Source organism: Marinomonas aquiplantarum (assembly GCF_003314975.1).
Taxonomy (GTDB): Bacteria; Pseudomonadota; Gammaproteobacteria; order Pseudomonadales; family Marinomonadaceae; genus Marinomonas; species Marinomonas aquiplantarum.
Map to the genome: position 1 here is coordinate 133128 of NZ_QNRF01000001.1, position 24820 is coordinate 157947.

Consider the following 24820-nt stretch of genomic DNA (forward strand, 5'->3'; position numbering starts at 1 on the left):
AACACCATTAAACAATCTTAAATTGACTGAGCAATTCTTTTTGTCGAGATGCCAGAGTCGCTAAGCCTTCACTATCACGAGCACTCTTATCCGCCCCAGACGCTGCTTCCTCAGACATGCTTGAAATCTCAATAACATTGTCACTGATCTCGTGGGCTACTGCTGATTGCTGTTCTGCTGCCGTGGCAATTTGCGTACTCAGATCCCGAATTTCTGCCATATTATTTTGCAGTTCAGATAAGGATGTCCCCACAGAACGCGCTTCGCCAACACTAGATGTCGCACTTTGTCGGCTTTCTTCCATACTGCCAACAGCTTTTTTCACACCCTGTTGCAGCTGGGCAATCACGCTCTGAATTTCTTCTGTTGAACTGTGCGTGCGCGTCGCCAATGTTCGAACTTCATCGGCGACCACGGCAAAGCCTCGACCCTGCTCACCAGCACGCGCTGCTTCAATCGCTGCATTCAGTGCCAATAAGTTCGTTTGCTCAGCGATGTCTTGAATCACATCCAAAATACTATCAATGTTTTTAGAGTATTCGTTCAGCTGGTTAACCACACTGGTTGATTCTTCAATTTGCGCTAACAAATCTTCAATCTTCGCGATATTAGCGTCCATCTGGGTACGATTTTGGCCCGCTCTTTGATCAACCGATTGAATTTGATGCAAGATAAATTCTGAGCTTTTCGCGACCTGCTCAACCGTTGATGCCATCTCAGACATAGATGACGCAACTTCTGTTGTACGCTCATTTTGCGAACTCATTAGACGTTTTGACTCGCCTGCGATCTGTACATTAGTGGTCGCTGACGCGGCGACTTCAGTGGATGATTGATCAATTTCAGCCATCACTTTTTGCAGTCTTTCAACCAAACCATTTACCCAACCTGACAATTCGCCAAATTCGTCTTTGGTTTTGACTTGGCTACGCTGAGTGAAATCTCCTTCTGAAATCAGTCCCAATACTCGCATCACTTCTTTCAGAGGAGAACGAATGCTTCGACTTACCCAGACGGCCACTAAAATGGCGATCACAATAGACACCACAAACACCACAGAAATCACCAGACGAGATAAATTCGCCGCACTGCTGGCTTCTTGCTTCGCCACCGCGGCCATTTGATTGGCTTCTGCTAACAGCACTTGCACCGATTCATCCACTACCTTCATGCTGCCAGACAATTGCTTCGCCAATCGCTCTGACTCTTGTGTTAGACGAGTATTTTCAAAATACTTATTGATGACACCTTCGTCCGACTGCACACTGGTTTCTACTTCATCAATCAGTCCATTAATGCTGTCATCTTTGAGATAGGCTTGCTTCTCTCTGAGACTGCCAATCACGTTAACCATGTCATCGCGCAAACTTTGCATACTGGTCAGATCACGCAAATCAAAATAGTCGTTAACAGACACTTGTAAACTTTGCGCTTGGCTCACCATATAGGAAGCAGCAAACTGAATTTCCGAGGTATCACCCCCTTCTTGTAAAAAAGCCAAATCTTCCGCGGTGAAGTTAATCGCGTCTTTTAAGTCTAATTTTTCATCTGGAATAGCCGCTTGTAGTTCCAACATTCTTTTATGATTGGAAAAGGCCACATCCGTTAGCTGCATAAAAACGTCAACTTCTTGATCGATCTTCGTCAAGGCATCTTGCATCACAGGAGAGCCCTGCAAATCGTCCGCTAATTTGCTTGAAATCTCTTGATATTGTGTCTTCAAATTAGCAAATCGCTGCGATAGCACATCAAGAGACTCAGGTGACTTACTCAATAAATACTGCAGTACAGTCGCATTGGACAGAGCAAGACCGTCCCTTAGGGAATTGCTGTTGGTCATGATATTCGACACTTTGCCGGTGACCACATTGAGTCGATCTTCTACTTTATTGGTACCATGAAGACCCGCTCCTGCGATGGTTAATAACAAAACCAACAACACGCCAAAGCCAAGTAAAATCCTCTGAATCACAGATAACGACATAAACGCCCTCTTTTCCATCTTTGTATATTTTGAATTCGCAAGCCAAGGCGAAAACATCATAATTTGACCATTTAATCAAAATAATAACACTTTACTGACACGCTTTAATAATCCATATATGACCATTTGCGACTTTTTAATGAAAAAGCCCAATCTACGTCTTACATTTCCTTCGATCTAGCGATCTGTTAGATTTACTCTCTTTCAATGATTTAAGAACCTTGCGCAGCCATTATGGACCTTCCTCTTTACGAAAAGATTGCTAACCAGATTGAGCAACAAATCCAAGAAGGTATTTTTTTGCCGGGCGTCAAAATTCCCTCTGTGCGTAAATCCAGTAAGCAGTTAGAGGTCAGTGTTGCAACCGTACTTCAAGCTTACAGTTTACTTGAGGACAGAGGCGTTATTAAAGCACGTCCTCAAAAAGGCTATTTCGTCCAAGAAAACAGCCTAAAACTTAATACAGAATTGCCGCTAAAGCCGGCCAAACAAGAACAAAGCGTTCACGCTTTGCTGCACCGCCTGCTGCACGTTTCCCAAGACGAAAACATTGTTCAATTCGGGGCTGCCATTCCGAAAAGCCACTTTTTGCCCATTCGACAACTGCAACGTTCTGTCGGTCGCTTAATGCGTCTGGAACCAGAAATTTGTGCTGCTTACGAATTCACGCCTGGCTCACTGGCGCTAAGAAGGCAAATCGCCATTCGTATGTTAGACAGCGGCTGTCAGCTGCAACCCAGTGATATTACCATCACATTAGGTTGCCAGAACGCTCTTATGCTTGCTTTGCAAGCCGTCACCAAAGCCGGTGACACTATTGCAATAGAGAGTCCGGCGTACCATGGTGTGTTGCAAGCCATAGAAGTGCTGAAACTAAACGCAGTTGAAATTAATTGCTCTACCGTCACTGGTCTTGATCTCGACCAATTAGAAATGGCCAATCAACAGCATGATATTAAAGCTTGTATTGTGACCCCTAATAATCAGAACCCAACCGGGGCGACTTTAAACCATCAAGCACGCCAACGTTTGATCAAACAATCCAATGATCATGATTTCATGATCATTGAAGACGATGTGTACGGGGAATTAAGTTACCAAGATAAACGTGAACGAGCGTTAAAAGCCGACGATGTTTATAATCGGGTCATCTACACCAGCTCTTTTTCAAAAAGCATTGCCCCAGGCTTTCGAATTGGTTGGATTATCGGCGGCCGCTTTCAAGCCCCTATTGAACACCTCGCCTACGTGCAATCTTTGGCCATCCCCACCCTAACCCAAACAGCCATTGCGAACTTTTTAGAAAATGGCGCTTACGATCGTCACCTACGGAAAACCCGAGCCACGTATCAAGAAAATTTAATGCGCTGTCAGGAACAGATAAAAGCGCATTTCCCCGAGGGCACTCAGACATCTAACCCGAAAGGTGGGTTTCTGTTGTGGGTCCGTCTGCCTACTAGCATTGATACTATGCAACTGCACGCTCAGGCACTTGAAAAGAACATTGGCATACTTCCTGGATTGGCCTTCAGCCTTCACCATCAATTCAGTCACCACTTTCGCCTAAATTACGCCCTAAATTGGGACTACAACACAGATATTGCACTAAAAGAGTTAGGACAGCTTTGCCATCAACAAGTTAGCAAAAACTAAGTTCATATCCGCAAATAAATAGGGTAGCATCGAGTTAAACGCCTCAAGCAAACTGTATATAAGTAGAAGTTATGAATTTGATTCAACGCATCTTAAAATCCATCTGTACAGGCAGAACAAAAAGCGTACAATTCGCATTCTTTTTTAAACACTCAGCCATTTTGGCCGATAACTTGACTATATAAATTAAAAGCTGGCTTTTTTGTGATGGAATTTGTAGCACATCCGAGAGACCTTCCATTAGAGATCACCCTAATTGAAGATCAGCCGTTTCCTTCTATTTGTGAGAATAGAGATGGCTTTGTCGGTATAACCTACCTGAGCGTAAACCCGTTTAACGATGGCTGCTCTGTAGAAATAACATTGGAAGAAATCGACCCAAACTTCTGTGTCTCTGGGCGCATAGCTTGGTGCAATAAAGAAAGCGAAGGCTATTTAATTGCAATCGAATTCCCGACCAAAGAAGAGTGTTATTGTGTGCGTATGATAGAGCAACTTTCGCAAATCGAGCATTATCGACGCCAAGCGAAAAGCCAAGGTCGACGCTTAAACTATAACGAAGCCGCGGCCGAATGGATCCAGAAATTTGCCGCCAGTTTTCCCGCATTTACCGCCTAACCTAAGCCAATACGAATCACATTATGACAGCAACACTTTCTCAAGCGGATATTGACATTATCACAGCTCAGCTTGGCCGTACGCCAAGTGGTATAAACGCAATCGCTCACTCGTCTCCTAATGGCACACCACAAGTGCTTGAAATGGAAACATGGGTATTCGATCAACCTTTCCCTACCTTATATTGGCTTTCAAGCAAAGCCATCGATAAAGCTCTGGCGAAAATTGAAAGTCAAGGCGTTGTAAAACAGCTAGAGCAAAGAATCAAAGAAGATGAGGCATTGCGAGAAGCTCATCATGCCTCTCATCAAGACTATGTGACTCGACGTTGGCAAGTCATGAGCGACGAGCATAAAGCCATTATTGAAGAGAAAGGCTTTAAGCCTTTGTTTGATAAATTAGGCATAGGTGGCATTGCTAACTGGGATCAAGTACGTTGTCTACACATGCATTACGCCCATCATTTAGTGGGTGATAATGTGATTGGCCGCATTATTGACGAAGAGTATAACATTCGCCAAATTGCTGATGCCGAGTAAATTTAAAGCTGACAGTCGAACAAAAAAATGGCTTTGCAGGGGAACTGCAAAGCCATTTTTTATGCTCTAAGTAACGCTGGAGATCTACTTTGCCGCAGCCGCTTCTAGCTTGGCTTTCAGCTCATCCGCTGTTTTCACACTTGGCAAAATCGCTCGAATACGGTTAAACGCATTTTGTGCTACTTCAGCACGCTGAGCATAAGTGGTCAATGCGCCACCAGTCCAACCCGCTAACTTAACCATTTCATTTTTAAAATTATTACCAGCAACGCCATGCCCGCCCAGCGCCATTAAGGCATCTTCTATTTGTAAATAGCTAGGACGTTCGCCACCGAACTTCATAAAATCATCTTGTTGCACTTCGGCAAACTGTTTTGACATCGCAAAAAACCTTTTCTAAAACTTATGATACCTTTAAGTTAGCCACAATTATGACGAGGCACAAGGGCACACTTGTAGAAAAACGTAAACACACATTAAGTGTTTGTACGAACTCGGTTCACCGCCTTTTGCCAGCCCTCATACAAGGTATCGCCTGAGGCTTTATCCATTTCAGGCTGGAAAGTATTATCCGCTTCCCATAACTGACTGATGTCCTCCAAAGACGAATAAATCCCCACTTTCATACCCGCTAAAAACGCCACACCCAACGCTGTGGTTTCCGTGACGCAAGGGCGTTCTACCGTGACGTCTAACAGATCACTTAAAAACTGCACCATAATGTCGTTGACCACCATACCGCCATCCACTCTCAGGGAACGAAAGTTGGCTCCGTCTTGCGCCATCGCATCCACCAGGTCCCGTGTTTGATAACACACGGAGCGCAACCCCGCGCTGACAATATCCTCAACACTGGTGTCACGCGTTAAACCTATCATGGCACCACGGGCATCAGGGTCCCAGTAAGGCGCACCCAAACCAGTAAAGGCGGGGACCAGATAAACCGAATCGTCATTCAACGCTTTTTGCGCCAAGCTTTGCGTTTCTTTGGCATCACTGAACAGTTTTAGACCATCTCGTAACCACTGGATCGCCGCACCAGCGACAAAAATGCTGCCCTCTAATGCGTACGTTACCTTGCCGTTAAGACGATAGCCGACTGTCGTCAGTAGCTTATGCTCAGATTTTAGTGCCTTATCCCCCGTATTGAGAATCATAAAGCAGCCTGTTCCATAGGTGCTTTTTACCATACCTGGGGTAAAACACGCCTGACCCACTAACGCTGCCTGTTGATCCCCAGCGATACCATTTACTGGAATGCTGGCACCCAACCATTGAGGATCTATGTCACCAAAATCGGCACTGCAATCCATCACTTCAGGAAAAATCACGTCCTCAATGCCAAATAATTCAATCAACTCTTGATCCCATGCTTGCTGATGAATATTGAACGCCATTGTCCGAGCAGCATTGGTTGCATCCGTCTTATGGGATTTACCTTTCGTCAGATGCCAAAGCAAATAACTGTCGACCGTACCAAAGGCTAATTGGCCAGCCTTAGCTTTTTGTTTCGCTCCTTCTACATTTTCCAATACCCAACGTATCTTGGTGGCGGAAAAATAGGGATCAATCAACAAGCCTGTTTTTTCTTGAACCTTCTCTGCCCACCCCTGATCAACCAAGGACTGACAATAAACACTGGTGCGTCGATCCTGCCAAACAATGGCATTGTAAACAGGTTTGCCTGTCGTTATGTCCCAAAGAATGGTGGTTTCCCTTTGATTGGTGATACCAACACTGGCTATCTCTTGTGCAGCGATGCCTGTATCCTTAAGCACAGATTGACAGACCGCCAAGGTTGAAGACCAAATGGCCTCTGGATCATGCTCTACCCAACCATCATTGGGAAAGATCTGAGGAAATTCTTGCTGAGACTGACCAATGCGATTGGCTTTTTCATCAAATACAATAGCGCGTGAACTGGTAGTACCTTGGTCGATTGCAAGAATATAATGGGTCATGGCAGATTCTCTTTGAGATATCGGTCACTTTCGATAAGCGACTTAATTGTTGTTTTGTTTTTTGAACATGAATATTCAAATTCGAATATTCTATATTAAAAACCAATGGGGACTCCTTTAGCAAGAGTAACCTGTGAGAGGAGAAGAAAACGGTATGGGGCAGCTTTCTCGCCAAGACAAGATCGTCGCGTTAGTAAAAGACAAAGGCTACGCATCCATTGATGAACTGGCCACGCAATTTTCCGTCACACCACAGACCATTCGACGTGACATCAACGAACTGGCAAAAGCAGGTCAAGTACGTCGTCACCACGGCGGCGCCAGTTACGATTCCAGTACCACCAACGTCGCCTATGCCACACGACAAATTTTACAACTGGGCGCAAAAGAACAAATCGCCAAACGCATCGCTGCTGAAATCCCAAATAATGCTTCCTTGTTTATCAACATAGGCACCACGACGGAGACAGTCGCCCGAGCGCTGCTCAACCATCACGGCCTACAAGTGATTACCAACAACCTTAATGTTGCCACCATTCTCAGTGGCAAAGAAGACTTCAACGTCATCATTGCTGGCGGTACCGTCCGATCCCGCGATGGTGGCGTTATGGGTGAAGCAACCATCGATTTCATCAATCAATTTCGCGTTGACTTTGGCATAGTCGGCATCAGTGGAATTGATCCACATGATGGCTCTCTACTCGACTATGACTATCAAGAAGTACGAGTAGCACAAAGTATCATTTCCAATTCAAGAAATGTCTTCTTAGCCGCTGACAGCGAAAAGTTTGGTCGGAATGCGGTAGTGAGATTAGGCAATATCACTCAAGTAGATCGCCTCTTTACCGATGAGCAACCACCGAAAGCCATTAGTAAACTCATGAAAGAACATAAGGTTCAACTCGAACTTTGCAAGCCAAAACACTAATTTCATTCTCCCTTCACTCTTTTTGAATCATTAGTTTTATGAGTGACCATGCTTTATATGGTCACTAAATCTTCACATTATCAGGCTTGCTATTCCCTCTACCTAGGTTTAGTATCGAAACTAAATGTTCGTTTTCGAACATAATCTATTTTCGATTATGAGGCTAAGCATGACTCAAACACATTTTGATCTCTTCGTAGTAGGCGGTGGCATTAACGGTACTGGCATTGCGGCAGACGCTGCTGGACGAGGCTTATCCGTCGGCCTATGTGAAATGGGCGATCTGGCCCACGCCACATCATCATCAAGCAGCAAGCTGATTCATGGTGGATTGCGCTACCTAGAACATTATGAGTTCCGTCTGGTAAAAGAAGCCCTGAACGAGCGTGAAGTATTACTAAAAGTCGCCCCTCATCTAGTTACCCCGATGCGCTTCCAAATGCCTCACCGCCCTCACTTACGTCCAGCTTGGCTGATACGCATTGGCATGTTTCTTTATGACACATTGGGCAAGCGTGAAACCTTACCAGGCTCAAAGCGCGTCAAATACGGCACCGACAGCCCTCTGAAAGAGGATATCAAACAAGGCTTTGAGTACTCGGATTGCTGGGTAGACGACGCGAGATTAGTGGTGACGAATGCAATCAGCGCACAACAACATGGTGCGTCTATTTTCGCTCGAACTCGTTGCTCTTCAGCGAAAAGAGTAGATGGCAAATGGCAAATTATTCTGACTGATGAAGCCACAAATGAAACGACTGAAGTCACTGCAAATGGCTTAGTCAACGCCGCTGGCCCTTGGGTTTCTTCCTTTATTGAAACCAAGGTAGAGCGCAAAGCACCTTACGGTATTCGCATGATCAAAGGCAGCCACATTGTCGTGCCTAAGCTTTATCAACATTCAAATGCCTTTATTATGCAAAACACAGACAAGCGTATTGTGTTTGCTATTCCTTACCGTGACGACTATACACTGCTTGGCACAACCGATGTGGAATACAAGGGTGACCCGAATAAAGTCGCCATCTCGGAAGACGAAACCAATTACATCTTGCAAGTGGCTAACGATCATTTCAAACAAAGCCTAACACCGAAAGATGTGGTGTGGAGCTACTCAGGTGTGCGTCCACTTTTAGAAGATGAATCTTCTGACCCTTCTGCCGTGACACGTGATTACACGTTACACCTTGATGATGATTTAGGACCCCCTCTGCTTAGTATCTTTGGCGGCAAGATCACCACCTATCGTAAGCTGGCGTTATCAGCCATGAAAAAACTGGCTCCCTTCTATCAGCAAATGGGAGAGGAATGGACACACAGCAAGCCACTTCCTGGTGGTGAATTGGGTATGTCACTGGACGCTTACGCTATGAAGCTTCAACAAGATTTCCCTTTCATTGGCGCGCATTTAGCACAACGCTTTGCCAACAGTTACGGCAGCCGTACTCAATTAATCTTAGGTAATTTGGATTCCGTGGCAGCGTTAGGAAAAGATTTCGGTAACGAGTTGCATCAAGCAGAAGTCGATTATCTGATCGAGCAAGAATGGGCTCGTAGCGCGGAAGACATTCTATGGCGCCGAACCAAACTCGGTTTGGAGTTCACAGATGACCAGGTCACTGCTCTAGAAGAGTACGTTCAATCTCGGCTTTAACCAGCCAGCTCTTCTGTACGTTTGCCCGCCTAGTCGATTGTCTAGGCGGGCTTTTTTTGCTTTACTAACGACCTCCTAAACATTCTTTGACGCCAACAATGGAAGCTAGCCACATGGATCTCACGCTGTTCGATTTACCAATTTGGATCTATTTGGCCTTGTTTGCTACGGCGTTTGTTGCTGGCGCCATTGACGCCATCGCAGGCGGTGGTGGTTTGATTACTGTTCCTGTATTACTGGCCGCAGGCCTTTCTCCTGCACAAGCCCTCGCCACCAATAAACTACAAGGCTGCGCAGGCACTTTGTCCGCCTCCTACCACTTTATTAAAAAAGGTCAGGTAGATCTAAAACAAATGCTACCCGCCATCATAATGACGGCCATTGGCGCGATATTGGGCACCTTATTAGTGTCTTATCTCGACAGCAGTTTACTGCTCAAAGCCGTACCCATTATTTTGATCGCCGTCGCGGTTTTCTTTTTCTTCTTACCCAAAGTTCAGCCTTATCTAGCCAGCAAATTTTCCCTAAGTCATCTGCAATTTGCTGTCATCATTGGCACCAGCATTGGCTTTTACGACGGCTTAATTGGCCCAGGCACAGGCGCTTTTTTCTCTACTGCTTACCTTTGTCTAATGGGCTTAACACTAGTATCAGCGACAGCTCACACTAAAATTCTCAATGCCACCAGCAATGTGTCTTCTTTGCTGGTGTTTACCTTTAGCGGTCATATCATCTGGACACTGGGCATTGTAATGGGAGTGGGACAATGGCTAGGCGCACAAATTGGCTCGCGCCTGGTGATTACAAAAGGGACTAAATTAATCCGTCCTATGGTCATTATTATGTGTTTAGCCATTTCCGTGAAACTGCTTATCGACCAGTAACCTTTAAGGTTTCCGGTTTTGTTAACGCATCGTCTGGCGAATATTGATAACATTCCGCCACCAACCATTTTAGCAACTGCTGAACAGGCTCCCTTTGGTATTGCGCTTCTGGACAAGCAAACACATAAGCATGGTTTTCATCCAAGATATCATCAAACGGTTTCACTAAACGACCATGCTGAATATCGTCCATCACCAATGGCGTTCTACCAAGCGCCACACCTTGTCCCGCAATCGCCGCCTGCACCGCCAAATCGCCACGGTTAAAACTGATACCTCGAGATGGCTTAACACCTTTTGCATTGGCTAGCTGCAACCAACGCTCCCACTCAGCATAAGGACTTGAAAAACGCCATTCAGAATCATCATTGAGCAAGGGCACATCGGCTAATTGATTAGCATGGGTTAAGCCACGCTGTTTAAGAAAAGCGGGGCTGCATACAGGAAACACCTTGTCCTTCATCAGAGGCACCAAGTGGCTTTTGGCATTGTGTACATGACTGTGAACAATGGCAACGTCAATCCGATCACGCTGAAAACTCACCTCTCTATCGTTGGCCTGGATGCGCAGCTGCAGATCAGGATAAGTTTCTTGCAAGCTGCCCAGACGAGGGATCAACCATTTCGTCGCAAAAGAGGGCATCACTGAAACAGACAGAATGTTTGAGCTTTCTTCTTCCTGTAATTCACTGATCAAACCACTGATTTCATTAAAACTATGATTCAGCTGAACAGCCAGTCTGGCACCAGCAACCGTCAGCTCTAAACGCCTATGGTGACGAGTAAAGAGACTGAATTTCAAACGCTCTTCCAACTGACGAATTTGCTGACTCACCGCACCTTGAGTAAGGTGCAGTTCCTCTGCCGCCTTAGTAAAACTCAAGTGACGTGCCGCAATCGAGAAGGTATTCAGCCCTGTGAGCGGAATAGATTTCATATTTGCTTACCCTTAAAAAGAAACACGAAACAAACAATACAATGAAGAGTTTAGCATTAGTCTTGCTAATGCTAAAACTCAATTTATATCGTTTGTCAGTTAATCTAATTTCACTAGAATAAGCATCATATCTTTGGATTCTTACAGCAATCTAAAGAGCGTTAATACAGCCCTAACTGTATGAACCCTAAGGCATGCCCCCACAGTCGTGTCTTAGGCGAATATCACCATTCCCACAGGATGATGCTATTCAAGCTGCTAGTTACTTTTATTTAAGCCGGACCTATGTCCGGCTTTTTTTATGCTTATCACAACCGACAAAAACAAAAAAAGCGATGGCATTCACCATCGCTTCCTGAATATCTAATGGTCGGTTAATGACTCATTATGCCGCCTTGTCTTCCAATAGCAGCGCTTTAGAGAACTGGCCCAACGCCAACTTTTCCATCAAGCGAACCACTTGGCAGCTGTAGCCGTACTCATTGTCGTACCAGACATACAAGGTTGCTTGGTTGCCGCGCACCTTAGTAGACAAAGAATCCAAAATACCTGCTTGTTGCGAGCCAATGAAATCAGAACTCACTGCATCTGCTTCTTCACTGAAGCCAATTTGACCAGCTAATTCAGTGCTGTTAGAAGCGGCTTTTAACAAGGCATTAATTTCGTCTACTGACGTGCCCGCTTTAAGATTCAAGCTCAATACAGCAATAGACACATTAATGACAGGAACACGAATTGCACTGCCACTCAATTTACCTTCTAGTGAAGGAATGGCTTTTGATACTGCTTTGGCAGCACCCGTTTCTGTCATCACCATGTTCATACCGGCTGCGCGGCCACGACGATCACCTTTGTGAATATTATCAATCAAATTCTGATCATTGGTGTAAGCGTGAACCGTTTCAACGTGACCAGATTCAATACCAAACTTGTCTTCTAACACGGACAAAATAGGCGTGATGGCATTAGTCGTACAAGATGCTGCAGAGACAATCTTATCTTCTTCGGTGAGATCAGAGTCATTCACACCAAACACAACATTCTTCATTGATTTGCCAGGCGCGGTAAGCACAACACGCTCAATACCAGGTCGGTTCAAATGCACACTTAAACCATCGTGATCGCGCCAGCGGCCCGTATTATCAACCAACAAGGCTTTTTCAATGTTGTAAGCCGTGTAATCAACTTCTGCCGGATCCGATGCGTAAATGATTTTAACCGCGTTGCCATTAATCATTAACACTTGATTCGCTTCATCCGCTTTCACAATACCGTCATAAGCACCATGAACTGAATCGTATTTAAGCAAACTAGCACGTTTCGCTAAATCATTCGGCCCAGCATTTCGCACCACGATCGCAGCCAACTTCATGCCTGGCGTGGTATGCCCAAGCGCACACATGCGACGTGCAAGCAAACGACCAATACGACCAAAGCCATACAGCACGACCGGTACTTCAGTGCCATCAGAAGGCTGAGCGGCTAACATAGAGGTTAAATCAGCTTGCGCTAACAAGTCCTCTAGCTCCACACTCGTTTGAAGCAGTTCGCTTGCATACAATTCTTCTAACACACCATAGACTTGCACTAGATCTAACTCAGGATGTTGATCAAAAGTTGCCATTAATCCTGTTACAGAATCCGCCATCAGAGTGTTACCTGCTAGCTGAACTTTGATGGATTTTTCACGGCCAAGTTTACCAAGAAGTGGAATCATGGATTCTACTTGCGAGAGAGATTGTAACCAAGTGCTTGTCATGTTGTGCTCCCAAATGACGCTGTCGTATCAATATGGGCGCAGTCTACCGCCAGTTTTGAGCAAAAACAAATTGTAAGAAGACTACGAAAAGTCTTTAAAATCCGTAATTTAGGGGATTATTTTATAGAAATAACGAAATATAAAAGAAGAGTTAGAAACTTTACTACAGAAGCAAAGCATTGAAGCGAAATTTTAACGGAAGCAGCCCATTATGTTGTAAATTAGCAACGAAAATAGACAGGAAATTTCATCAATTATTTTCACAAATGACGTTTTCTTTCCGCCAAAATGCCCAACAAACAAAAACACGCCAGTACCAACACAGGGCGATACATTAAATCCACTTGCGTGATCCCCCAATACACCAATGGCTGAGTCCACAACGTCAGCAAACCATAGCCAAAGGTACACATAAGAATAAAAGCTGCGATACGCGCAATAAAAACCCACGAAGACACTAAGCGTTTAAGGTAACCATTAATACGATCACCATAAATCACCAAACAGGTAGCCACCAATGCCAAAGCAACATCCTGTAAGTGCGGTTGCAAGAAGTGCGCTAAGCGAAGATTGAGATCGAGAATAAACATAGATTGATTTACTGCTAGGCCAGACTAATAATTACGAGACAGGGATTCTACATCAATTCGCCCTGAGCTCTGAATGACTTTAGGACGCTCATCCACATACATGACCGATACATCGACACTGGTATTGTTTAAACTAACCTTTGTATAGTCTTTGAGTCGCCATTCCACGTCACCAAGACCATTATCCAGACGACCAGAACTTGGCGTACCGTACTTCTTTAACAGTAAATCGCCCAAAGCACGGCGCTGACGGCTACTTTTCACCACACCAGAAAGTAACGCCTGCACTAAATACCCAGACTCGTTACTCTGTACGGTTAAATCGGTCACACCGAGAATCCCCTCAGGGCCAAGGCTGTAACTTTGAATGCCATCTTGATAAGAGGGGTAACTTTCTACACCCATGGATTTTAGTTGTTCGCCCAAATCTGACAATTTCAGATTATTAAAGGGTAAACCAAACAATTCTAACTGACCTGATACTCGTGCGGTGCTCGCTTGAGTATTCGCCCATAAAGGCTGCGACACCAAAACAAATAAGGCGAGGATACAAGAAGTAATCACCCTAGGCATGAATCTATCCCTACATACATCGATATTCCACTTTTGCCGCCAAAAACGGCCAAACCTGATATATAATACAACACGAATCGCTCCGACAACTCAAGGAGCACAGACAGTTTATTTTATTTGAGGTAATACATGGCACTCGTTATTGGCATCACTGGGGTATCTGGCAGTGGAAAAAGTCGACTTTGCTCCCTGCTAGCAGAAGGACAAGATTCAAAGATCACTGTTCTTTGCCAAGACAGCTTTTACAATGGCTGCGGCAGCATAGACCCGGATGTCTACAACTTCGATGACTTGAATTCATTGGATTTAGAAAGCCTAACCTTGGCGATCCACAATTGTAAAAATCGTCAGCAACCGAATGAGATCCCAGTCTACGACCACTCTCAACACAAACGCATTGGCTACCGTAATTTAGAACCAACTCACGTGGTGCTTGTAGAAGGCCATATGATGTTTCAAGATCCAGGCATTCGTGATGCCGTTGATTATCTATTGTTTGTCGATACGGATATGGACATCGCCATCGTTCGTCGCTTAAAACGAGATATTGCTGAGCGTGGCCGAGATGTAAATGAAGTCACCAGCCGCTACATGCGCCATGTTCGCCAAGCCTCCATTAAAACGATTGGCATTCGAGACAAAGCGGACTTTATCATCCCGAATAACAAAAGCTTCACCAATGCGGCCAATTTATTACGCAACCACATTGACTTCTTACTCAAAGAAAAAGGCGCTAAATAGCGCCTTTTTCTTTCATAGAATACGAGGAAAACTCTTACTTCTTAATATCATCAAAGAAGCGTTTCACCCCATCAAACCAACTCTTTTGCTTTGGAGAGTGGTTCGTACCTTCGCCCATGGTTTCAGACAATTCCGTCAACAACTCTTTTTGGCGAGCCGTTAGGTTCACTGGCGTTTCCACCACAACCTTACAGATCAAGTCACCCACTGGGCCACCACGTACCGGTTTCACACCTTTGTTACGCAGACGGAATAATTTACCCGTTTGACACTCTGCCGTGACTTTCAAACGCACACGACCATCTAATGTCGGCACATCGATTTCGCCACCCAAAGCGGCCGTTGTGAAACTGATCGGCACTTCACAGTACAGATTCGCACCATCACGCTCAAAAATGCTGTGCGGTTTCACCGACACTTGAACAAACAAGTCGCCCGCTGGACCACCATGTGTTCCCGCTTCGCCCTCACCAGAAAGACGAATACGATCGCCCGTGTCCACACCAGCAGGAATTTTCACGTTTAGTGTTTTGTATTCTTGCTTACGGCCTTGACCATGACAATCTGAACAAGGATCAGAAATAACCTGACCTTGACCGTGACATTCTGGACACGTTTGCTGTACAGAGAAGAAACCCTGAGACATACGTACTTGACCAGCACCGCCACAGGTTCCACAGGTTTTAGGAGTAGACCCTTTCTTGGCACCAGAACCGTCACACGTCTCACACTCTACCAAGGTAGGAATGCGGATCTTTTCTTCACAGCCCCAAACGGCTTGTTCTAAATCAAGCTCTAGGGTGTAGCGTAGATCGGAGCCACGACGAGTTCGGCTTTGACCACCACCACCGCCGCCAAAAATATCGCCAAAAACATCACCAAAGATGTCACTAAAACCACCCGCTCCAGCACCGCCAAAGCCACCAGCTTGACCATTTACACCTTCATGACCAAAGCGGTCATAAGCCGAGCGCTTCTCTTCAGAAGACAATACCTCGTAGGCTTCCGCCAGCTCCTTGAATTTATCAAGGGCTTCTGGGTTATCTGGGTTCTTATCTGGGTGATACTTATTCGCTAAAGAGCGATAAGCTTTTTTGATCTCTTTCTTATCCGCGTCTTTGGCTACCCCAAGAACGTCGTAATAGTCTCTTTTGCTCATCGCAGGTATTCCTGAATCGTAAAAGTCTGCATGTCTTATTTAAGCAGTAACAAGCGCTACAGCTTAAACAGCAAGGCACGGTTGTAAACCGTGCCCGCCATCGCTTGCCTCGCAATGAGGCGGTTTCATCAGAATCGACGATTATTTTTTATCGTCTTTTACTTCTTCAAATTCCGCGTCTACTGCATCGTCTTGCTGAGGTTGTGCTTGTTCAGCACCTTCCGCAGCACCGGCAGCAGCTTCTGCATCAGCGTACATTTTCTGAGCCAATGAACCTGACGCTTGCGTCAAGGCATTGGTTTTCTCTTCGATCTTCTCTTTATCGTTAGATGTTAACGCTTCTTCCAATTCAGAGATTGCTGTTTCGATCGCCGTTTTCTCTTCTTCAGTCGCTTTATCACCTGCATCTGCAAGTGTCTTACGAGTCGCGTGGATCATGCCGTCAGCTGTGTTGCGAACTTGTACAAGCTCTTCAAACTTACGATCTTCTTCCGCGTTCGCTTCCGCGTCCTGTACCATTTTTTCGACTTCTTCATCGCTTAGGCCAGAAGATGCCTTGATCACGATAGACTGCTCTTTACCGGTCGCTTTGTCTTTCGCAGAAACGCTCAAGATACCGTTCGCATCGATGTCGAAACTTACTTCGATTTGTGGCACGCCGCGTGGTGCTGGCGGAATGTCAGCCAAGTCGAAACGACCTAGTGATTTGTTTTGTGCCGCTTGCTTACGCTCACCCTGCAAGGCGTGGATAGTTACTGCATTCTGGTTGTCTTCAGCTGTCGAGAAAGTTTGTGATTTCTTCGTCGGAATCGTTGTGTTCTTCTCGATCAAGGTCGTCATCACACCACCCATTGTCTCGATACCTAGAGACAAAGGCGTTACGTCTAGCAATAGAACGTCTTTCACGTCACCAGCCAATACCGCACCTTGAATAGACGCACCGATGGCAACCGCTTCGTCTGGGTTCACGTCTTTACGTGGCTCTTTACCGAAGAATTCAGTCACTTTAGATTGAACCAAAGGCATACGAGTCTGACCACCAACCAAGATAACTTCGTCGATATCAGAAGCAGACAGATCTGCATCTTTCAGTGCTTGGCGGCAAGGCTCTAGAGACTTGATCACCAACTCTTCAACCAAAGACTCCAACTTAGAACGGGTCAATTTCACGTTCAAGTGCTTAGGACCAGTCGCATCCGCAGTGATGTAAGGCAAGTTTACTTCTGTTTGAGAAGAAGACGACAACTCAACTTTGGCTTTCTCGCCCGCTTCTTTTAGACGCTGTAGCGCTAATGGATCGTTGTGTAGATCAATGCCAGTGTCTTTCTTAAACTCAGCTGCCAAGAATTCGATCACACGCATATCGAAGTCTTCACCACCTAGGAAAGTATCACCATTCGTAGACAATACTTCGAACTGTTTCTCACCATCAACGTCAGCGATTTCGATGATAGAGATATCGAATGTACCACCACCAAGGTCATAAACCGCGATAGTAGAATCGCCTGAGTTCTTATCTAGGCCGTATGCCAAAGCCGCTGCTGTTGGCTCGTTGATAATACGCTTAACATCTAGACCAGCGATTTTACCCGCGTCTTTTGTTGCTTGACGCTGAGAGTCGTTAAAGTAAGCCGGTACAGTAATAACCGCTTCTGTTACGCTTTCACCTAGGTAATCTTCTGCTGTCTTTTTCATTTTCTTCAAGACTTCTGCAGATACTTGAGGTGGCGCTTTCTTATCGCCTTTGATTTCGACCCAAGCATCACCATTTTCTGCAGAGATGATTTTGTACGGCACCATAGAGATGTCTTTCTGTACTACGTCATCTTGGAAACGACGACCGATCAAACGTTTTACCGCGAACAAGGTGTTGGTTGGGTTAGTCACTGCCTGACGTTTTGCAGATTGACCAACTAGCACTTCACCGTCTTCAGCAAAAGCAACAATCGAAGGTGTTGTACGATCGCCTTCCGCATTTTCAATTACACGCGCTTTTTCACCATCAAGAACAGCAACACAAGAGTTTGTTGTCCCTAAGTCGATACCAATGATTTTACCCATCGTTTGTCTCTCCAATAAATTCGTTTATAACAAGGTTACTTCTGTATTTGGGTACGCTTAAACACTTTTCAAGCGTCCAGTGTCAAAAAAATGACGGTCACATTATGCGGCGCTTGAAACCACGACCATTGCAGGTCTCAACAGACGACCATGCAAGGTATAACCCTTCTGAACAACGTCCATAACTGTATTAGGTTCTAGCTCAGGGTTTGGCACCATCGTCATCGCTTGATGCAACTCTGGGTTGAAGGGTTCGCCATGTGGATCAACGGCTTTAACTTCAAAACGAGCCAAAGTTTCAAGCAAATCTTTTAAAGTAAGCTCAACGCCTTCTCGAACCGGATCCGCTTCGCCCGTGTCGGCCGCAGAAGCAAGAGCACGTTCTAGGTTATCCGCTACGTTAACGATGGCTTTGGCAAATTTCTCTAAACCAAACTTATGCGCTTTTTCAACGTCCTGTTCCGCACGGCGACGAACGTTTTGCGCATCCGCTTGGGCACGAAGAGCCGCTTCTTTATACTGGGCTACTTCTTCCAATGCTTTCGCAAGTTCGTCGCTTTCAGCTTCCGCTTCTAACAGCTCAGCTTCTGGCTCTAATAGCTCTTCCACTGCTTCGTTTTTTGCTTCACTGTTCAAATCTTGCTCCGCCTCTTGATTAGGATTTTTTTGCTGATCACTCATTGTTTAACTCCAAATAACAGAAACTATTCTTTCTCTGTGCTGGGTATATGGGGACGGCTTTTTACCTTTCAACACTAAGACCGCATTAAATTTAAGGGAATTAATTCCACACCAGACACTTGTCAAAAAACAACCAAATACTGTATAAATAACCATATAAAAATTTTCTCTTTGTGGAGCCAACTATGCTAACCAGCATCGCAATATCCAACTTTGCTATTGTGGAGTCCTTGGAGCTTGAGTTTAAACAAGGTATGACCGTCATTTCTGGAGAAACCGGCGCAGGCAAATCCATCATGGTGGATGCCTTATCTCTGTGCTTAGGAGACAGAACCGATGCCGGAGTCGTTCGCCATGGAGAGAAAAAAGCCGATATTTCCGCCAGCTTTGATATTCAAGACTACCCGCATGTTTATCAATGGCTGGAAGAAAGAGACTTGGAACAAGAGCAAAACTGCATACTGCGCCGCGTCATTAGCAAAGAAGGCCGCTCTAAAGCCTACATAAATGGTCGCCCTTGCACCTTGAGCGACCTCAAAGAAGTGGGTGGCCAGTTAGTTGATATTCATGGCCAGCACGAACACCAGTCGCTTCTAAAGAAACACGCACAACGCCAACAGTTGGATGAATATGGTCAACTCACCGAACTCAGCAAACAGGTTCAGCAGCAATATGCTGTTTGGCGCCAACTGAAAGAGGAACTCTTTGCCAAGCAAAATCAGTCAGCCGAGCAAGAAGCCAAGGTGCAATTACTTTCTTACCAAGCGCAAGAGCTCGAACAGCTTGACCTAAAAGAAGGGGAAATCGAGTCGTTAGAGCAAGAACAAACTTTTCTCTCAAACATTGCGGATTCTCAGGTCAAAGCATACCAAGCGAGTAATTTATTAGCTGACAACGAAGAAGGCAGCATCTGCTCTTTACTCAACCAAGCCATTCACAGTGCCAGTCAAATCAACCCTCCGACACAGGAGCTGGAAAGTGCACTAGAAATGATGAACGCCGCACTCATTCAAGCACAGGAAGCGACAGACAGTCTCCGTCATTACCAAGACACTCTTGAACAAGACCCTGAGCGCTTAACCAGTGTCGAAAATCGCTTATCTGATATTTATGACACAGCACGCCGCCATAAATGCTTACCTGACACTCTAATCTCATTACGAGAGTCAGTTGAAGAGGAACTGTCTAAATTACAAGGCGGCGAAGAAAGCTTAGAAGCGCTCAAAGAAAAAGAGGAATTAGCCTATGAAAAGCTCACTGCTTTAGCGACTAACCTCACAGAACAGCGCATTAGCACCAAAGACGAATTGGCGAAAAAGGTTGAAGAACAGATTCACGGCTTAGGCATGCCTCATGCTCGTTTCTATATTCAATGCCAACCACTCAATCAAGTCACCGCCAATGGCTTTGAAGACATCGAATACATGATTGCTTCCAACCCAGGCCAACCCGCTCAACCGCTTCGCAAAGTGGCTTCTGGTGGTGAATTGTCTAGGATTAGTTTGGGCATTCAAGTGGTCACCGCCCACACCTCAACCATACCAACTTTAGTCTTTGACGAAGTCGATGTCGGCATCAGTGGTGGTATTGCAGAAGTCGTTGGCCGCATGTTGCGCTCTGTTGGTCAACGAGGCCAAGTGTTCAGCGTGACGCACTTAGCGCAAGTGGCCGCACAAGGGCATCAACATTTACAGGTGAGCAAAAAAGTCATTAATGAAGCCACATCATCCGAGGTCAAAGTGCTGAAAGAACAAGACCGAACGCAAGAAATCGCTCGTTTGCTAGGCGGGCTTGAATTAACAGAACAAACCCTCGCTCACGCGCGCGAGATGCTCAGCAACGTGCAGCTGCAATAACCTGTTAAAAACTTCGTCAGCTGCCGCCGGTCAATTCTTCCGAGCAGACAGCAAAAAGGGCTTAAACCCTAAAAGTTTAAGCCCTTCCTTTGCTCACAAAGGAAGCCACCGTTAAGAGGCACCCTTCGCTATTGCTCTGTGGTTATTTTTTCTTTGGACGCACGTACATAATCAAACTGTGGTCTTCAATATCATAACCGTGTTCTTCAGCGATTTCATGCTGACGCTTTTCAATCACTGGGTCAACAAATTCAATCACTTTTCCTGTGTCTAAACAGATCATGTGATCATGGTGATCGCCTTTTTCCAACTCAAATACCGCTGTGCCAGCTTCAAAGTGATGGCGTTGAACCAATCCAGCCGTTTCAAACTGAGTCAGAACTCGATATACAGTGGCCAAGCCAACGTCTTCTCCTTGATCAAGCAAGGTACGGTAGACATCATCTGCACTTAGATGGTGGTCACCTGCTTTCTCAAGAATTTGTAAAATTTTCACTCGTGGCAAGGTTACCTTGAGTCCCGCTTTCTTTAGCTCTTGATTTTCGCTAGTCATGAGTCATTCTCTATTCGATCTTATTGATAATTACTTTATCATTAGCATACCAAAGTAAGGATAATACAAATGAAAAAATCAGTTTTAATTTTATGTGCCGCACTTTCTTTAGGTGCATGCAGTTTATTTCCACCGCCTTACAAGGTTCCAGTTACTCAAGGAAACCTTGTAACACAGGATCAGCTTTCTCAGCTTAAAATTGGTATGTCCGAGTCTCAAGTCACTTACCTTCTCGGTAACCCAATGATTCAAGACACTTTCAAACCAGACGAGTGGCACTATGTGTACACGTCTCAATACGCTACTTCTGAGACAAAACAGAGCGAAGTAACCGATCTCGTTCTTACTTTCGACAATGGCAGCCTAACCAAGATTAAAAATCATTAAGATTTTGTGCTTTTTGCTGCTCGGTTGGCCCTAGCTTGTTTAGGGTCAACTTTCAGTTCACGATACAGCTCGACTCGCTCACCTTCTTTTAGCACTTGCTGGTCAGCATTGCGTACCGCTTTGCCAAAAATACCGACTTTCACGTTTTCCACGTCTAACTCAGGAAAAAATACATCAATGTTGGAACGGCGTACAGCATCACGCACAGTACAATCTTCTTCCACTTCCAATGACACAATTTTCTGCTTTTCAGGCAAAGCGTAAGCCACTTCCACTCTCATACTATTCACCATACACGACTTTTGCGCGCTTACTGAAAGAATCTACCATGGTATTCGCTATCTGACTAAACACACCACCAAACGCAAATTTCAGCATACCACTTAATTCGAATTCGATACTCAAAGCGATTTTACAGCTTGTTGATGACACTTCAGTAAAGGTCCACACACCATGAAGGCGTTTAAAAGGGCCTTCTACTAACGTCATCTCAATACGACGATTCAACTCTAAAAAATTCTTCGTCGTAAACGTCTGCTTTACTGGCCCTTTGCCCACTTCCAAGGAAGCAACAATTTCCGTTGGGGTTTGCAAAATCAACCTAGACCCCAAACAACCCGGTAAAAATTCAGGATAAGCATTGACGTCATTCACTAAATCATACATTTGCTCACAACTAAAATTAACATGAGCAAAACGTTCTATACGACTCAAACTAAACTCCTATCCAACCCGCCAAGGTTATGACCATCATGGCAGGAATACTGATGTATTTTAACGTACCGTACCACCATTCAAAATGGCTAATTTGCTTGGTTATCATTTCATTCTGCAACATGGTACGCGGAATAAACCAAGCCACCAAAATAGACAGCAAAATAGCCACTACTGGTAACAAAATTAAAGACGTCAGCTCATCTAACAATTCAAAGAAGTTCAGCCCAAACATAATTTTACTGTCCCAATGGTTAAATGACAGCAAAACGGCAATCCCGATAAACCATACCGCAATTCCCATAAGTAATGCGGCCTTTAAACGGGCAATGTAAAACTTCTCATGTAACCAAGCGACAAACAGCTCCAACATGGAAATGGCTGAGGTCAATGCAGCAATCACCAGCAGAGCAAAGAAGACACTGGCAAAAAACTGACCGCCAGGCAAACCGCCAAAAATAATCGGTAATGAAACAAAGGTTAGACTGGGTCCGGCTTGCACATCAATTTGAAAGGAAAAGACCAAAGGAAAGATCAACAAGCCAGCAAGGATCGCCACTAACAGATCAACCCCAACCACAATGCCACAGGCACGAGTAATCGACATACGTTTGCTCATGTAAGCACCGTAAGCAAACATCGCCCCCATCCCTACACTCAAACTAAACAAGGCCATCCCCACGGCAGCCAAGACAACGTCAAAGGTAATGTCTTGCCACGACCAACCAAACATAAACTCTAAGGTCTTAGACATGTCACCAACTACCATAGAGTAAGCAGACAAACCTAACAAACTGACCACCAAGGCGGGCAATAAAATTCGTACTAAGGCCGACAAACCTCGCGTCACGGATTGGCCTACCGTCAGTACCACCAGCGCCATAAAGACAGAATGCCAAAGCAGCATTTCACTTGGATTCGCTAACAATCCTTTAAACATGCCGACAGCGCCAGCTTGAGTGATTTGTTGAAAATCCCCAGAGATTGCTCGCTCCAAATAGCCAATTGACCAGCCCGCAATCACACTGTAAAAAGTCAGTATCAAAAAGCCTGTAATACCTGCCAGCCAAGGCACTATCACCCAAGCCTTATGAACAATACGCCGCTCACTTAAATCATTTACTGTGTCTACTGGGTTAGAACGAACCGTACGGCCAAGAGCGACCTCCGCCACCAGCACGGGCAAACCGACCAGTAACAAACATAAGCAATAGACTAATAAGAAGGCGCCGCCGCCATTTTGCCCAAGTACATAAGGGAATTTCCATATATTCCCTAAGCCAACCGCCGACCCACTGGCCGCAAAAATAAATATCCACGGACTTGACCAAATACCTTGTAAACATCGACTTTCAGGCATAAATTTAGGCTCTAAGAAAACAACAAAGTGAGAATGAGAAGAGACCACCTTAGAAGGAATAATGACTCTACTCAAATAAATTTAGTAAACAGATGTGAATTTTCCATCATTCAGGCGCATACCTCAAGAAAAGCATAGGTTTTTGCCTCTATCGACCGTATAATTTTTCCCTATGAGCAAAGTAAAGAAAAAATCCAACAGTACTGGCACCATTGCCCTTAACAAACGCGCCAAGTTCGACTACTTCGTAGATCAAAAATTTGAAGCTGGCCTAGCCTTGTCTGGCTGGGAAGTGAAAAGTTTACGCGAAGGCAAAGCGCAACTTGTCGATTCCTTTGTCATCATTCACCAGAATGAGGCTTGGCTAGTCGGCGCGCGTATTACACCATTATTGAGTGCTTCTACTCACGTCGTATGCGAACCTTTGCGCCAACGCAAACTCTTGCTGAACCGCAAAGAAATTGATCGCATCATTCAAGTGACAGAGCAAAAAGGTAAAACGTGTGCTGCCATGGCACTTTACTGGAAAGGCAACAAGATCAAATGTGAAGTTGCCTTAGTAACCGGTAAAAAAGACCATGACAAACGAGACACAGAACGTAATCGCGATTGGTCTCGTGATAAAGAAAGATTGATGAAGCACAAAATATAAAGTGTGGAATCATTGTGTCTGACTAGCGTAACCGCATAGGATTCGTTAGAATGGCCGCAACTTCGGGGATGACATGGTTTCGACGCCGGTTACAAAACCTGAGGTGCATGTCGAGAGTGATACGTGATCTCGTAAATCCACATGTATCAATTATATAGTCGCAAACGACGAAAACTACGCTCTAGCAGCTTAATAACCTGCTAGTGTGCTGCCCCCAGGTTGCTTGTAGCCCGGGATTCCGCAGTATCATAAATTACGAGATGCTATCCGATGCCCTGCCTGGGGATAAGGATCTAAGACTAATCAGGCTCGCCGACTATACCCTGTCCTTCGGGCGGTAGTTGGTCAAAAAATAGAAGTGACTAAGCATGTAGAGCCAATGGCAGAGGACTGACGGACGGGGGTTCGACTCCCCCCATCTCCACCAATCAAGCGCTTGATTTTAAAAGAGTTTGCACTTTTAAAAATGAAGTCGGTGCTCATATGAGACACCAAATAAAAAAGCCACCTTCGGGTGGCTTTTTTATTTGGTGTAACGAAAACTCATAGACCTGCTGCTATTTACCCAACCCGTCA

24 protein-coding genes and 1 other RNA gene are annotated in these 24820 nt (G+C 45.1%); 11 read left to right on the top strand and 14 right to left on the bottom strand.

What is annotated here, in order from left to right:
- Positions 1-7: 7 nt before the first annotated feature.
- On the bottom strand, positions 8-1984 hold the full coding sequence (locus DFP76_RS00635) for a methyl-accepting chemotaxis protein (protein ID WP_113872757.1): 1977 nt from the start codon (positions 1982-1984) through the stop codon (positions 8-10).
- A gap of 234 nt (positions 1985-2218) precedes the next feature.
- On the opposite strand from DFP76_RS00635, the gene DFP76_RS00640 reads away from it, so the two are divergent.
- The 3 genes from DFP76_RS00640 to DFP76_RS00650 all read left to right on the top strand — a co-directional run bounded on the left by DFP76_RS00640 (position 2219) and on the right by DFP76_RS00650 (position 4794).
- Positions 2219-3637 carry an aminotransferase-like domain-containing protein gene (locus DFP76_RS00640; RefSeq protein WP_113872758.1) on the top strand — a complete coding sequence of 473 codons (1419 nt, stop codon included), beginning with the start codon at positions 2219-2221 and terminating at the stop codon, positions 3635-3637.
- 207 nt (positions 3638-3844) lie between these two features.
- Positions 3845-4255: an energy transducer TonB gene (locus DFP76_RS00645; RefSeq protein WP_113872759.1), complete on the top strand. Its 411-nt coding sequence runs from the start codon at positions 3845-3847 to the stop codon at positions 4253-4255.
- Positions 4256-4278: 23 nt separating this feature from the next.
- Entirely contained in the window at positions 4279-4794 is a 516-nt protein-coding gene (locus tag DFP76_RS00650; protein WP_113872760.1) for a DUF501 domain-containing protein, read from the top strand.
- Positions 4795-4878: 84 nt separating this feature from the next.
- On the opposite strand, the gene DFP76_RS00655 is transcribed toward DFP76_RS00650, so the two are convergent.
- Positions 4879-5175: a hypothetical protein gene (locus tag DFP76_RS00655; protein WP_113872761.1), complete on the bottom strand. Its 297-nt coding sequence runs from the start codon at positions 5173-5175 to the stop codon at positions 4879-4881.
- A gap of 95 nt (positions 5176-5270) precedes the next feature.
- Positions 5271-6755 carry a glycerol kinase GlpK gene (gene glpK / locus DFP76_RS00660; protein ID WP_113872762.1) on the bottom strand — a complete coding sequence of 495 codons (1485 nt, stop codon included), beginning with the start codon at positions 6753-6755 and terminating at the stop codon, positions 5271-5273.
- A gap of 154 nt (positions 6756-6909) precedes the next feature.
- On the opposite strand from glpK, the gene DFP76_RS00665 reads away from it, so the two are divergent.
- The 3 genes from DFP76_RS00665 to DFP76_RS00675 all read left to right on the top strand — a co-directional run bounded on the left by DFP76_RS00665 (position 6910) and on the right by DFP76_RS00675 (position 10221).
- A complete protein-coding gene (locus tag DFP76_RS00665; protein ID WP_113872763.1) occupies positions 6910-7683 on the top strand; it encodes a DeoR/GlpR family transcriptional regulator in 774 nt (257 codons plus the stop codon).
- Positions 7684-7852: 169 nt separating this feature from the next.
- Positions 7853-9337, top strand: a complete 1485-nt coding sequence (glpD, locus tag DFP76_RS00670) for a glycerol-3-phosphate dehydrogenase (protein WP_113872764.1) — start codon at positions 7853-7855, stop codon at positions 9335-9337.
- A gap of 113 nt (positions 9338-9450) precedes the next feature.
- Positions 9451-10221 carry a TSUP family transporter gene (locus DFP76_RS00675; RefSeq protein WP_113872765.1) on the top strand — a complete coding sequence of 257 codons (771 nt, stop codon included), beginning with the start codon at positions 9451-9453 and terminating at the stop codon, positions 10219-10221.
- Here DFP76_RS00675 and gcvA read toward each other — a convergent pair.
- The 4 genes from gcvA to DFP76_RS00695 form a co-directional block, all read right to left on the bottom strand.
- Positions 10208-11158: a transcriptional regulator GcvA gene (gcvA, locus tag DFP76_RS00680; RefSeq protein ID WP_113872766.1), complete on the bottom strand. Its 951-nt coding sequence runs from the start codon at positions 11156-11158 to the stop codon at positions 10208-10210. The two genes, DFP76_RS00675 and gcvA, sit on opposite strands and share 14 nt — an antisense overlap.
- Before the next feature lie 385 nt (positions 11159-11543).
- On the bottom strand, positions 11544-12917 hold the full coding sequence (locus DFP76_RS00685; RefSeq protein WP_113872767.1) for a glyceraldehyde-3-phosphate dehydrogenase: 1374 nt from the start codon (positions 12915-12917) through the stop codon (positions 11544-11546).
- 260 nt (positions 12918-13177) lie between these two features.
- Positions 13178-13507 (bottom strand): DUF3392 domain-containing protein, encoded by a 330-nt coding sequence (locus tag DFP76_RS00690; RefSeq protein ID WP_113872768.1) that lies wholly within the window; start codon positions 13505-13507, stop codon positions 13178-13180.
- Positions 13508-13531: 24 nt separating this feature from the next.
- Positions 13532-14080 (bottom strand): uridine kinase, encoded by a 549-nt coding sequence (locus DFP76_RS00695; protein ID WP_113872769.1) that lies wholly within the window; start codon positions 14078-14080, stop codon positions 13532-13534.
- A 129-nt stretch (positions 14081-14209) separates the two neighbouring features.
- Here DFP76_RS00695 and DFP76_RS00700 point away from each other — a divergent pair, with 129 nt between their 5' ends.
- Positions 14210-14821 (top strand): uridine kinase family protein, encoded by a 612-nt coding sequence (locus DFP76_RS00700; protein ID WP_113872770.1) that lies wholly within the window; start codon positions 14210-14212, stop codon positions 14819-14821.
- 34 nt (positions 14822-14855) lie between these two features.
- Here the strand turns inward: DFP76_RS00700 and dnaJ are convergent, their stop codons facing one another.
- The 3 genes from dnaJ to grpE all read right to left on the bottom strand — a co-directional run bounded on the left by dnaJ (position 14856) and on the right by grpE (position 18722).
- The gene (gene dnaJ, locus DFP76_RS00705) at positions 14856-15980 is read right to left on the bottom strand and encodes a molecular chaperone DnaJ (protein ID WP_113872771.1); all 1125 of its coding nucleotides are present in this window, start codon (positions 15978-15980) and stop codon (positions 14856-14858) included.
- A 141-nt stretch (positions 15981-16121) separates the two neighbouring features.
- The gene (gene dnaK / locus DFP76_RS00710) at positions 16122-18041 is read right to left on the bottom strand and encodes a molecular chaperone DnaK (protein ID WP_113872772.1); all 1920 of its coding nucleotides are present in this window, start codon (positions 18039-18041) and stop codon (positions 16122-16124) included.
- Positions 18042-18143: 102 nt separating this feature from the next.
- The gene (grpE, locus tag DFP76_RS00715) at positions 18144-18722 is read right to left on the bottom strand and encodes a nucleotide exchange factor GrpE (protein ID WP_113872773.1); all 579 of its coding nucleotides are present in this window, start codon (positions 18720-18722) and stop codon (positions 18144-18146) included.
- Positions 18723-18907: 185 nt separating this feature from the next.
- Here grpE and recN point away from each other — a divergent pair, with 185 nt between their 5' ends.
- On the top strand, positions 18908-20578 hold the full coding sequence (recN, locus tag DFP76_RS00720) for a DNA repair protein RecN (RefSeq protein ID WP_113872774.1): 1671 nt from the start codon (positions 18908-18910) through the stop codon (positions 20576-20578).
- 142 nt (positions 20579-20720) lie between these two features.
- On the opposite strand, the gene fur is transcribed toward recN, so the two are convergent.
- Positions 20721-21131 carry a ferric iron uptake transcriptional regulator gene (fur, locus tag DFP76_RS00725; RefSeq protein WP_113872775.1) on the bottom strand — a complete coding sequence of 137 codons (411 nt, stop codon included), beginning with the start codon at positions 21129-21131 and terminating at the stop codon, positions 20721-20723.
- A 69-nt stretch (positions 21132-21200) separates the two neighbouring features.
- Between fur and DFP76_RS00730 the strand changes: the two genes are divergently transcribed.
- Positions 21201-21518, top strand: coding sequence for an outer membrane protein assembly factor BamE (locus DFP76_RS00730; protein ID WP_113872776.1), 318 nt, complete (start codon positions 21201-21203; stop codon positions 21516-21518).
- Here DFP76_RS00730 and DFP76_RS00735 read toward each other — a convergent pair.
- The 3 genes from DFP76_RS00735 to DFP76_RS00745 are packed head-to-tail and all read right to left on the bottom strand — an operon-like array spanning position 21515 to position 23592.
- A complete protein-coding gene (locus DFP76_RS00735) occupies positions 21515-21799 on the bottom strand; it encodes an RnfH family protein (RefSeq protein WP_245931833.1) in 285 nt (94 codons plus the stop codon). The genes DFP76_RS00730 and DFP76_RS00735 overlap by 4 nt on opposite strands.
- 1 nt (position 21800) lies before the next feature.
- The gene (locus tag DFP76_RS00740; protein WP_113872778.1) at positions 21801-22232 is read right to left on the bottom strand and encodes a type II toxin-antitoxin system RatA family toxin; all 432 of its coding nucleotides are present in this window, start codon (positions 22230-22232) and stop codon (positions 21801-21803) included.
- A gap of 1 nt (position 22233) precedes the next feature.
- Complete coding sequence (locus DFP76_RS00745; protein ID WP_113872779.1) at positions 22234-23592, bottom strand: sodium-dependent transporter; 1359 nt, start codon at positions 23590-23592, stop codon at positions 22234-22236.
- A gap of 172 nt (positions 23593-23764) precedes the next feature.
- On the opposite strand from DFP76_RS00745, the gene smpB reads away from it, so the two are divergent.
- Both smpB and ssrA read left to right on the top strand, forming a co-directional pair.
- Positions 23765-24244 (top strand): SsrA-binding protein SmpB, encoded by a 480-nt coding sequence (gene smpB, locus DFP76_RS00750; RefSeq protein ID WP_063331732.1) that lies wholly within the window; start codon positions 23765-23767, stop codon positions 24242-24244.
- Between the two features lie 64 nt (positions 24245-24308).
- Positions 24309-24671, top strand: a transfer-messenger RNA (tmRNA) gene (gene ssrA / locus DFP76_RS00755).
- Positions 24672-24820: the final 149 nt, after the last annotated feature.